Origin of the sequence: Acetivibrio cellulolyticus CD2 (genome assembly GCF_000179595.2) — a bacterium.
Lineage (GTDB): Bacteria > Bacillota > Clostridia > Acetivibrionales > Acetivibrionaceae > Acetivibrio > Acetivibrio cellulolyticus.
This window is the reverse complement of the sequence record NZ_JH556653.1, coordinates 1,353,783-1,364,923: the sequence shown is the minus strand read 5'-3', so window position 1 is coordinate 1,364,923 and position 11,141 is coordinate 1,353,783. Positions and strand designations below refer to the sequence as shown.

Here is an 11,141-nt window from a genome sequence, read left to right as displayed (position 1 = left end):
GAATTTATGAACTTTGGGTTATTCTCAGTTACAAAGGTTTCAATACCTGAAGTATCATAAGCGATAGTGGATGCAAGAGTAGTGTTAATTTCCTGGCAAATAGGTTCTGTAATATCTACAAGGTGGTTAAAGAAGTTTTCCAGGTAAATAACGAAATCTTGTTTGAACCGTGTAAACTGAGAGTTATGAGGGACGTCTGGAAGGCCACAGAATTCACGGGCTTCATGGCATAAATTAAGAAAAATAATGAGTAGCGAAACTGTAGGAATGCCAAGAATTTTCTGCAGAACTAATGCTGAAAGCATTGAAGAGAGTGAATATTTACGGTCTCTCCCTAGAGTTTTGTGGTAAGACCAATAAAAATCCTGTGGTATAAGCGAAGATAAATCAAGATGTTGTGAGAGTAGCTTAAGAAATTTTGGCTTATTATTTTGAAAAACATCTTTACATTCTTCGAATGTGTCAGCAAAAGAAATTTGTTTATAAAGTTTTACCATTTGTTTTCCCCTTCTCTTGTTTAAAATTGGATTAGATACCTATATTTTACTAGAAGCGGAGGGGGAAAACAATAAAAATATCAATTTGAAATGCAGTAAATTCAAGCGTTATAGCATTTCGCAAATAACTAATAAACATTCAATAAGGGGGAATTTTTTTGAAAAAAGTAATATCAAGCATTTTGTCATTATCTTTACTAATCAGCATGTTGCCTTCAACAACATTGAGTGCAACAAAAATAGGTTCCGAAACAAAAGTGTTTGAGAAAAGCCAATTGTATGATTGTACTTTGGGTGCAAAATACGATGAAGAGTCCGAAGACCTTATAAACGAAAAGGTTAAAGAAAGCTCGAAAGAAGTAATCAAACCAAATGCACTTGCTATTGAAAGGATAAATAAAGAAAGGCAGTCAAAGGGTCTTTCAAAACTGGTTGAATCAGCAATTGCAGGCAGTACATCAACACTTACAAACACTGCTTTTAGAAGTCAGGATGTAACAACAAATAGCTTATCATCAACATATAGTGTTTCGCCCAAATATGTTGACAATAGCAAATTGAAATACTTTCCACCTATTATGGTAGCAGGACTTCACAATACTTGTGTATCCTCAGCATCATGCTATTATCAATATACTTACATGATGGCTATGGCAAAGAATCTTGATGTCAGAAATGATCCAGAGAACAAATTAAAGTTTTCACCAAAATGGATATATAATTTACTTAATAAGGGTGAAAATGATGGAATACATCCAATTGATGCATACAATAAAATGCAATCTGTAGGTTGTCTCACCTTGAATGATTATCCTTTCAATCCTTATAAACCTGAATATATGGCAGTGTCACAAAAAAGTAGCGATTATATAAAGGCTTTAAATAATAGAATTTCTGATTGGAAAGTGGAAATTATTGGTGCAGATGAAAAAGAATATACACCTATTACTAGCCCTGAGGATACTGATCTTCAACAAATAAAGTCAAGACTTATAAATGGTGAAATTCTTACCTTTAATACTAATTCAATTTTTAACTATGAATTTAGAAAAATTAAAAATAATACTAATAGCTCGAATGATGATTCATTTGTTGATAAATTTGCAGCTTCTTATGGAACAGGAACTAGTCCTGGTGGCCATGTGATGACAATAGTAGGCTTTAACGATGACGTTTGGACAGATATAAATGAAAATGGAATAAAAGACAATGGAGAACTCGGAGTTTTTATTATTGCAAATAACGCAGGCCTCTCGCCAGGATATTATCAAAAATATCACTATGAAGGTTTTTTATATATTGCCTATGATGCTATAAATGAAGTATCATCAATTCCAGGTTTCCAGACCGGAGTAAAAAGATTCAATTGTATGGGACGCATGGATGAAGATTCAAATGACAATCGAACTAGATTCTATTCCATAACAGTTAATACTGATAGTTCTCCGAAGATTGTTGCAGAAGTCAATGTAACATCAAAATTACGAAATGCAGGTTTTGAATTTGCAGTAACAGATTCATCGGAAACAAATACTCCAAAAGGCTTTAATTATGTAAATATACTCCCCGCTAATGATGATTGTTTTCGTTCTTATGATGGCACTTTTGATGAATCTTCAGCAACTTTTGCTTTTGATTTAACAGAATTAGTTGGAGATATAACTAACAAGAAAGTATGGCTGAGGATTTCTGATTTAAACAGTGTGGATTTTTTACCTACGGTATTAAATGATTTCCAGATTGTGGATTTGGAGACAGGTGCAACTGCACAAAATCTAGATATTAAGGGTTATGGTGATGGTTACTTGAGGATGATGCCAAAAGGTCCAATGTCAACGGTGACATCGATTTCATGTAATGATTTAGCAGATAACAGTAATTTGATAATTTCTGATAAAACAAATGACACTAATCTTCCTTTCTATTTTACAAACTACAATGCCATGGAATTTACCGGTGCTACTGTAAAATCACCAAGTAAAACCATATCTATACCAGACACAAAAATCAATAAGGAACATGCCTATAGAATGATTAAAGGTCAAGTTGATTTTAAAGATTTTAATTATGAAGCAGGTAATTATACTGTTACTATGAACTTTCTGAATTACAGAGGATATCCCATAACTTATTCAAAGACGGTTTATTGTAACCCTAAAGTTCCTGACAAGGGTAATCTTGCATATAACAAAAGAGTGAATGCAAAAGACACTGTTAATTCTATTGAAACTCCTGAAAAAGCAGTTAATGGTACATGTAGAAATTTGTCTGATAAGTGGTGCTCAGGTTTTGGTAAAGGCGCCGATTCTTGGTTGAGCGTAGACTTAGGTGAAGTGAAAAAGATAAATAGATGGTTGGTAATACATCAAAGCGGGGCAGGGTTTGGGTATTCCAACTTGTTTACCAGGGATTTCAAGCTTGAAGCAAGCTATGATAAAATTACATGGAGAAAAATAGATATCGTAAGTAACAATACACAAGGAATCACAAACAGGTACCTACCAAACCATATAGAGGCAAGATACTTGAGGCTTTATATCGTAAACCCAGATATTGATGGTGCAGCAAGAATTTGTGAGTTTCAGCTATATTATGATGCCCCTCAAAGTTCATCTGAAAACCTTACATTAAATAAACCTGCCAATGCTAGTGTTGAGGATTGGGGATACAATGGCAATCAAGAATCCCCCGCAAAAGCAGTCAATGGCACATGGAATAACTGGGGCGATAAATGGTGCTCAGGTCCTGATAAAGGAAATAATTCATGGCTTAATGTAGACCTTGGCAATATCTATAAAATACAGCGTTTGAAGGTAGTTCATGAACGTGGTGCAGGTTTTCCAGAGACAAAACAATACTACACACGAAGTTTCACGTTAAAATACAGCCCTGATGGCATTAATGACTGGAAGACTATCAAGAATGTAGTGCTAGATGGTGATACTACTACCGGAATAACTCATATAAATTTGCAAATGGGAATCGAAGCAAGGTATGTACAACTATATATTGATCAAGCGGATTATGATAATATAGCAAGGATTTATGAGTTCCAGCTTTACTCTGATGAAATCAACTGTTTAGATCAATTATATTAATGCATGTTCAGCTCATACATTGATAATATAGTGATATTAACCTCAATGGTGAAATAGAAAATGATGATACCAAATTAAGACTAAAACTATAGTATTGCCAATTATTGAAGTTTCATACATAAACTTCTCATTAATTGGCAATACTTATTGTTTTTATAACCAGTTTCTAACTCACCTTTGAGATTTTTCAAAAGCTCATTTTTTGAAATACTTATTAAGCCAACAAGATATTCTTCCTATTATAAAAAGAATGGTCAAAAGGTTATGGAAAGTCTGGCGAAAGCGGTAAAAGGTGAACCGTTTATACCTCAGACACTCTAGCAATTATTAAATTGTAAGATATGGGGATTCCACTACGGTATCCCTTTATTTGAGTTATCTTTAGACATGGGGTCAAAGACCATGTTTAGATATTAACACAGGCATCCCCCGAGATGGAATGCCTGAGCAGTTACAAAATAATATGTGTGTATTGTTCAAAACTACATAGCCCTTCTTACACAACCGGCGCAGGAGGCGCCGCCTTGCCCCCCAAGTGGCGTATGCGGCGGATCTGAACCGGACCCACAAAGCAAGAGCAACACGGATGCTGCGGCCAATAATATTATTATTGTTTTGTTTCTGCGACCTCCATCTTAAGGCAACAATCTTAACAAAAGCATTGTAAAACTATAAAATGTCTCCTTAAAGCCAGAGTTGTACATAAAAAAAGCTCTTTTAAAAACCCATTTCCCAAACAGCTATTTATGCCATTTTTTATTTCGACTCTTCAGCATTTGAATATTCATCCATTGTTATTTTATCCTGTTCAGTAAGTATAGAATACTCCCTTTGGGGGTCATCTTCTGTAGCAACAGTAAACTCACGTAATGTATACCAAAACGTATAACTTTTATATTTTACAATAAATTTTTTATCAGGATATTTATTTTCTAAATAAACCTTAACTATATCCGCAACTCTGGCATGTTCTTTTTGGTCACCATTATAATAGTAATTTCTTGCATACAAAACCAAAACAGTTATGATTACAATTGTTACTATTATAATAAGCAATCGTTTAACTTTAGACTTCATATTTTATCCCCTTTACATACTAAGTTACCCTTTGTGCTGGGTGTTTACGGAGAAATTTCCATTTTATCCTTACCAATTATACTCTACAAAGACCTACTCATATAATCGGCGTAAGGACGTAGCGATATTTAATCCCCCCAACCTTAACTATCAAATCCAATTCTATCTATAATTCCATAATCTCTTGCTTCATGTTGATTAAATACTCGTAAGTTTTCACTATCATTTATTATTCTAGCAATGTCTTGTCCTGTATTTTTTAACCATATCTCATTCATTTTGTTTATAACAGTTTCAATAGATTTTTTTTGCGCATCACTCAAATCACTTGTATTTTTCCCAGATAGTGGCGCCATAACTATCTTACTATTTTCTAAAGCAATTCTTTTTCCTTTAGTACCTGATGACAATAAAAATGCAGCCATTCCACAAGTTTTATTGATAGCTATAGATTTTCCTTACCAATAGTGACATCAATTTTATTGTTCTTCCTCTCGCTCTTATTAATAAACATGTAACAAACAAAGATAAGTAATATAACAACTAAAAATATCAATAAAATAAATGTGTACTTCATTTTAACCCCTCACAATAAGTATTCTAGCAAATAATACTACAATGCAATGCTTTCTAATCCGTCGCAGGACGCGACGCTTTGCATGCGATGTTTTCTAAATAATGTTTTTCTATACACTTTACAACATTTGATAATATTTTAAACATTATCAATCACCTTTCGAATTTCTGATGAATTAATTATATAACAAATTAAATATTTATGAAAAATAATAAACAAAGGAACAATAAAAAATTTTAATGAGCCTGAGTAGTACATGGTAGTGATGCTGACAGGCATTCTGTGAAAGATTTCCCCTTTACTTCACTTGATTTTCTTACAAAGAAAGGTAACTACTTACTTATAAAATATTGCCGAAACCAAAAAATTAGTTCCATATTTTTGGTGTGAAATCAATCCGTTTTCAGACCATTTACCGAATCCTGCTTTTTCTGCCAAAGGTCTTAAATCTCCATATAAAGAAAATACGCCTTTGGTCCATACCTTTTTATAGCCATATTGTTTTATAAGCTTTTTCATTTCCTTTAAGTTTTTATTTGCAACCTTATTTACGCTTAAAGTATCTTTCGTAACTTTAAAAAGATCCTTATAAAACAATGTACTTTTGCAATAGTGGCCAAATAATACACAATTAACATTTCCACAGATTACAATATTGCCTTTTAAAATAACGTTATATTTATCACTGAGTTTATATATTTTATTAATTAAATCATTGTTCTCCAATTTAAACATCCTTTAATTTGAGTATTTTATGAGCGTTAATGTTATAGTATAAACATTATTTTAGAATAAATACAAACCTCCTATCAGAAGCACTTTTCTTATAAAATTTGATTTTAAAGGATTTTATAGTTTTGCAGATTTCAAAGGACTTAAACAATGAATATAATAATGAGTGATCAAAATAGCGTTATTTAGCTGTCGTTATTTTCCAAAACGTTTATTGCAGAATCAATACTGACAAAGTTAGAAAACCAATTATTTATATCTCTTCATCCTCTAATAAATGTGCACAGGCGTGCCGATGGGAACCATATTATAAAGCTCACCCGCATCAGGACTGTACATTCGTACACATCCGTGACTTACTGCTTGTGATATAGACCATGGCTTATCGGTTCCATGGATACCGTAGATTCCCCACGGAACGCTAAGCTGCATGAAGTGCCCGCCAAACTGTGCTCCCCACAAGCCTTTTTTAATTATGGTCCAGTTCCCGGGTGGAGTTGGAGTAGAAGGCTTTCCTACTGCAACAGGATATCTCTTTACCAAATTGTTATCATTGAATAGGGTTAATACCCTTTTTTGTGTGTCAATTTCAATCCTATACATAAAAATACTCCTCTCAATATAATTTATTCGGCTTGATAGGAAGTGTTACTCTACACTAGTTTGTCCTGCATACTAATGAACATGCCCACTGTCAAACGTAGTTACTCCGTGGAAATTATGAGTATGTAATTCATTTAGCATTTTAATCACCTCATAACATTTTATGTTAATCATAGTTGATTTGTTACATAAGAAGCCAATTAACAAGCCGAATAAAGAGACCCCTACTTACTTAAATGATACTTATACAAAAATATTAAAATTTGAGTTATGTAACTTTATTTCGTTATATACCATACAATATAGTATCATTTTGATTGGAGGAACCCTTCCTATGCTAAAGCCGATTGATGAAATCAGATTTTGGACCGGTATTTTGAGAGATCATGGAGAGTTTATACTCATGTCATTATCCTATAATGAACAGGAAGCAATATACCTCGCAAACTATTATAAAGAGTCTTTTTCTAAATTGCATAAAATTTCAAATAGTTTTGATGAAATAAATAATATCGATTCAATTTTACATGAATGTATGAATCTATTAGTAAACTTTATAAACTTTAAAAGAGTTTTACTTAAAAGATTACTTGAGTGCCAGTTAAATACAAGCCTTCCACCGACATTTTATAATCATATGATAAATGAGGCCATGGAATTTTATATAATTCTTTGCAATTTACAAATCAATGCTCATAAAAATACTGTTTTAGAGAATTTGAATTTCCACAATCTCTGGATTCCAGATGCAGCAGGGCATGCAGCTATAATAGCAAGTGATCTTGATCCGACGGAAAAGTGCCTTATCTATGAAGCTCAAGATTTTGAGAAATGTTTCAATGCGTTGGCAATAAAGACTGATGAACTCAGCAAGATGCTTGAAAGAACAGGACTTGGAGCACTTAAGCATCTAAATGAAGAAGCGAAAAAGAAAATAGAAGAATTTGTTTGCTATCTGAATAAGGTTAGAGAGTTAAAGCTTAAATGCAAAGTTTTAGGAATTCTCAAAGCATTAACGCCTGACCATATGATTAGAGAGGAAAACTATTACCTGCAAAAAATTAGGAGCTTTTAAATATAGGGGTATTGGCAGTTTTTTGCGTTTATCTTAACTTGGTTTATGAAAAGCTTAATATAAGGCATATATACGTTGTTTATATATAAACTGTGTGCCTGTATATTGGGAGGTCTTGCGCGTTGCTTCCAAACCCTCCTCCTCGCAAAGGATTACAAATCAACTATAAAAGGCAGCAAAGCAGGGAATTCCATATATCGTGTACATGGCGCGACGCCGGCTGTGGAAACTCACCTAAGTGTTATATCCGTCCTTAATCTTCAAGAAATTATTTAGAAGAAGATTTTGCTTCCCAAATTGTGTATAACTTATCTTTTGAATCTGCAACATAAAACTCCTCTATATCGTCACCTGAATAGTGACATCCAACAAAGCGGTTATCTGCCAACTTGTAATAACAATACCATGTTTCATCAGTATTTGGCGGTCCGATTTCCTCTTTCAGTTTACTTAAACTGTGGCTGCTCGTTGCGAAAGATTTGAAAAAATCCTCAGACAGTTCTCTTTTAACGGGTGAGAAATAACGATACCTACCATTTACCTTAACAATATCGTCCGCCATCCAAATGGTTTCAATATCGTCTTTTTCATCTGCAATATAAATAGCTACTATAGATTTAGGCTTTACAGCATAGCCGGAAGAATCTCTGGGACGGACTTCATGATCCAGCTTGCACACAGCAAACAAGCCGTTATCAAGTTCGTAATAATAATATTCATAAACTGTCCACGAACAGTTCGGTTCGCCTATGACAGATACGAATTTATTGAAGGCATCGTTCTTCTCGGCGACTGACCTAAGCTCATCAGGTGTCAGTCTCCTGAAGATCAATATGCTCGATTTTTGATGGACCTTTATATACTTGAAAAAAAGTATTGATTTGGCTGTCAATGTCTGAGTTCTTTTTAATGGCAGAGACGGCAAAGAGTGATTTCAGCCCTTCTTTATCTTTGTTATCCAGTGCCACAAACACCTTATCTAACATTTCACGAAAGACCTTGTCATCACGATTTGTTGTGAAGTCTAACATATCCACTCGTGAGCAACTTGATAATATCCCTAAGGTAATAATACACGAAAAAACTAAAATAGAGATTTTTTTAAAGATACCATTTCTCATTTAATAACCTCGTATAAAATATAAATTTCTACTTTGCATAATAAAACTTACGTGAACTAAAACTTCAAACCCTTACCCGAAAACCGTGACAAGGATGTCACGGCAATTGCACCTAGCTTTCATATTCTGAAAATATAATTAATTGATAAATTTATTTATATTATCTTCAAAGCCTTCATAACTAAAATTAACACATCTATAGGGGTTTCTATCATATTCTATTAACAAATATGAGTCATTCATTATTTCATTTATAATGCCTCTTGTCTTAGCATAACGAATGTCGAGGCTTTCTTTAGTGCCATCGTTAAAAGTAAAAACAAGCATTATTTGTGGTGTTTCCCCACCGATTAAACCTGCTTCTCTTAGCTTTCTAAATCTTAATGAATTTATAAAGCCTGCAAACTCCTCAATTTTTTGACTATCCTTAATATCTAACTCTTTAATACCATCGGTTTCTAAAGGAAATACTTCTATTCCCTTTATTTTCCTTGGGTCATATTGAACAGTTTTTACTATATCTAAAGAAGAATAAGTATAATTTATAATTGGATAATAAAAGTAACTGATCAAAATAAGTACAACAAGTATAGCTATTAAAATAAATATAAATTTCTTACTATTCACAGTAAGCCTCCATATATTAAATAACTGGCGCACGGATGGATGCCCCTAAAACAATCCTGAATCCACAGTGGAATTTCACCGTAAAACAATACTTCCAGTATTTTTTAACATCCAATATCATTTAACGTACATTAACCTCATTCCTGATTTTTTAGCACCATATCCCAAAGAGTAATAGGTAAGACCCTCATGAATTTCCCACACATATTTTTCAAAATGTCCTGAATTGTGTGTTCTATTATAAGTACAAATATTATTTTTTACTGATATTTCTGTTTGCAATAACGGGTTTTCTGAATCTTTAAAATTCATATCTTTGTAACAAAACCGAATTAAATTTTTATCATCGCTTGGTAATTGTCCGGTTTTCTCAAGAATCTTTGCATAAGCTAAGTCGTCAAATCTTCCATCGATAATAAGGTCCTTTGTATTAAAGTTCTCTGTTGGACTAAGTTCATATATTTCTTCCCTAGTTACCCATAAAAAAAGCTTCTGTTCCCGAAAAGCAGGACTAACTTTTTCACCAAGAATAGTAAAATCCAATTCATATATTTTACCTTCAATTAATTTAGAAATATCCGTTATTGTAAGATTTGCCTTTATTTTAACCTCTTCTACACTGTATGCCTCTTCAGACTGTTCTTTTGCAATTAAAGCTTCACCCCATATAGTTCCTTCATAAACGTATTGCTTTTTTTTAGGAATATCTTTAAAGAAAAAATCATTAATAGTTTCTTCTGGACTATTTTTATCAGTTCTCATGACACTTACTGTTTGAGATTTTTTAGGTTGATCTGACGATGGATTATTTTGTATTTTATCCTTATTACTACATCCAACAAGAACCCATGAAATAAAAATAATTATTAATAATTTCAGAAACCTATTCTTCATGTTATCCCCCAATGATTTTTCGAGCCAAAGATGGCTCGTGGTTTTGTGTCCGATTTCAGCTAACGTTTTACATTTGCAAAGTCCACGAGTTGAACTCACTTAGCCATTCTCCTTGATGGGGCTACGCCCCAAACGAGTGGATTTGGGCAGGATAACCTCATGCTATGCCCTTTATGAAAATGAGTTCTTCTCTGAAGTCCGTCGCCTTTGAGCTTCAATTAGTACTATCAAAAACCGCTTCAAAGTTCAGAATATATAAATGTTACGAACTAACTTCGTATTATGCTTATACTATTCGTCTTAGTATTGCTTCAGATATTCTATAAGTCATTGTGTCTTTAAAAATTCCATTAATCATAAAAATCCTCTTCTTGACAGTTTTTGAATATTATTAAGTTCACACTCTAAACGGCATATGGATTCTCAACATTGCGAAAATCGTTTAGCATAGATGATGCTGTTTGAGCTAGACCTATGAGAAAGACTATTACATAAAGTTAAACTTCAATTTTTGATGGAACAAATAAAAATGAAATTATTGAGGCTATTAAAGATATAATGCTATTCATAACTACAACCTTAACTATAAATACCTCCAACAAGCCGTTTCTAACTAACATGCGTAATCTACATTCCCAAGTTTCAATCCATCCTGCTGTGCCAATATCACCAACAATTAATTGTTCTTTAACTATTCCAGCAGTGATAGGTGTCACTAATATAAAACAAATAATAAAAACAATTATCATAGTTTTTCTATACTGAACAGTTTTCATTATTCCCTCTCTTTCTAAATAAATCTAGGTTATTCCCTAGTTCTATAAGCAACAGGCTTCTTCA

At 33.1% G+C, this 11,141-nt stretch carries 12 protein-coding genes; 2 read left to right on the top strand and 10 right to left on the bottom strand.

Features of this window, described 5'->3' with window-relative positions:
• The coding region (locus tag ACECE_RS26960; RefSeq protein WP_010246473.1) for a transposase at window positions 1-497 on the bottom strand (497 nt) is incomplete at its 3' end.
• A gap of 158 nt (window positions 498-655) precedes the next feature.
• Here ACECE_RS26960 and ACECE_RS0208075 point away from each other — a divergent pair.
• Window positions 656-3,595 carry a discoidin domain-containing protein gene (locus tag ACECE_RS0208075; RefSeq protein WP_010246472.1) on the top strand — a complete coding sequence of 980 codons (2,940 nt, stop codon included), beginning with the start codon at window positions 656-658 and terminating at the stop codon, window positions 3,593-3,595.
• Window positions 3,596-4,351: 756 nt separating this feature from the next.
• On the opposite strand, the gene ACECE_RS0208070 is transcribed toward ACECE_RS0208075, so the two are convergent.
• The 4 genes from ACECE_RS0208070 to ACECE_RS26950 all read right to left on the bottom strand — a co-directional run bounded on the left by ACECE_RS0208070 (window position 4,352) and on the right by ACECE_RS26950 (window position 6,584).
• Entirely contained in the window at window positions 4,352-4,672 is a 321-nt protein-coding gene (locus tag ACECE_RS0208070) for a YfjL-like protein (protein ID WP_010246470.1), read from the bottom strand.
• 143 nt (window positions 4,673-4,815) lie between these two features.
• Window positions 4,816-5,097 carry an ATP-dependent Clp protease proteolytic subunit gene (locus ACECE_RS26955; protein ID WP_010246468.1) on the bottom strand — a complete coding sequence of 94 codons (282 nt, stop codon included), beginning with the start codon at window positions 5,095-5,097 and terminating at the stop codon, window positions 4,816-4,818.
• Window positions 5,098-5,585: 488 nt separating this feature from the next.
• Window positions 5,586-5,984: a hypothetical protein gene (locus tag ACECE_RS0208055; RefSeq protein ID WP_040428027.1), complete on the bottom strand. Its 399-nt coding sequence runs from the start codon at window positions 5,982-5,984 to the stop codon at window positions 5,586-5,588.
• Between the two features lie 267 nt (window positions 5,985-6,251).
• Complete coding sequence (locus ACECE_RS26950) at window positions 6,252-6,584, bottom strand: L,D-transpeptidase (RefSeq protein ID WP_010246463.1); 333 nt, start codon at window positions 6,582-6,584, stop codon at window positions 6,252-6,254.
• 334 nt (window positions 6,585-6,918) lie between these two features.
• Between ACECE_RS26950 and ACECE_RS0208045 the strand changes: the two genes are divergently transcribed.
• Window positions 6,919-7,659, top strand: coding sequence for a DUF2935 domain-containing protein (locus tag ACECE_RS0208045; RefSeq protein WP_010246461.1), 741 nt, complete (start codon window positions 6,919-6,921; stop codon window positions 7,657-7,659).
• A gap of 268 nt (window positions 7,660-7,927) precedes the next feature.
• Here ACECE_RS0208045 and ACECE_RS0208040 read toward each other — a convergent pair whose 3' ends face one another.
• The 5 genes from ACECE_RS0208040 to ACECE_RS0208020 all read right to left on the bottom strand — a co-directional run bounded on the left by ACECE_RS0208040 (window position 7,928) and on the right by ACECE_RS0208020 (window position 11,077).
• A complete protein-coding gene (locus tag ACECE_RS0208040; protein ID WP_010246459.1) occupies window positions 7,928-8,491 on the bottom strand; it encodes a hypothetical protein in 564 nt (187 codons plus the stop codon).
• Entirely contained in the window at window positions 8,466-8,780 is a 315-nt protein-coding gene (locus tag ACECE_RS0208035; protein ID WP_010246456.1) for a DUF5104 domain-containing protein, read from the bottom strand. The genes ACECE_RS0208040 and ACECE_RS0208035 overlap by 26 nt, the downstream gene beginning before the upstream one ends.
• A gap of 138 nt (window positions 8,781-8,918) precedes the next feature.
• The gene (locus ACECE_RS0208030) at window positions 8,919-9,407 is read right to left on the bottom strand and encodes a hypothetical protein (protein ID WP_010246454.1); all 489 of its coding nucleotides are present in this window, start codon (window positions 9,405-9,407) and stop codon (window positions 8,919-8,921) included.
• A gap of 117 nt (window positions 9,408-9,524) precedes the next feature.
• Window positions 9,525-10,400, bottom strand: coding sequence for a hypothetical protein (locus ACECE_RS0208025; RefSeq protein WP_162862505.1), 876 nt, complete (start codon window positions 10,398-10,400; stop codon window positions 9,525-9,527).
• A gap of 398 nt (window positions 10,401-10,798) precedes the next feature.
• Complete coding sequence (locus tag ACECE_RS0208020) at window positions 10,799-11,077, bottom strand: hypothetical protein (protein ID WP_010246450.1); 279 nt, start codon at window positions 11,075-11,077, stop codon at window positions 10,799-10,801.
• Window positions 11,078-11,141: the final 64 nt, after the last annotated feature.

Excerpts from the sequence above, each read along its gene's own strand:
- ACECE_RS0208070 (WP_010246470.1), bottom strand. The coding sequence starts at position 4,672 with ATGAAGTCTAAAGTTAAACGATTGCTTATTATAATAGTAACAATTGTA.
- ACECE_RS26955 (WP_010246468.1), bottom strand. The coding sequence starts at position 5,097 with ATGGCTGCATTTTTATTGTCATCAGGTACTAAAGGAAAAAGAATTGCT.
- ACECE_RS0208055 (WP_040428027.1), bottom strand. The coding sequence starts at position 5,984 with ATGTTTAAATTGGAGAACAATGATTTAATTAATAAAATATATAAACTC.
- ACECE_RS26950 (WP_010246463.1), bottom strand. The coding sequence starts at position 6,584 with ATGTATAGGATTGAAATTGACACACAAAAAAGGGTATTAACCCTATTC.
- ACECE_RS0208045 (WP_010246461.1), top strand. The coding sequence starts at position 6,919 with ATGCTAAAGCCGATTGATGAAATCAGATTTTGGACCGGTATTTTGAGA.
- ACECE_RS0208035 (WP_010246456.1), bottom strand. The coding sequence starts at position 8,780 with ATGAGAAATGGTATCTTTAAAAAAATCTCTATTTTAGTTTTTTCGTGT.
- ACECE_RS0208020 (WP_010246450.1), bottom strand. The coding sequence starts at position 11,077 with ATGAAAACTGTTCAGTATAGAAAAACTATGATAATTGTTTTTATTATT.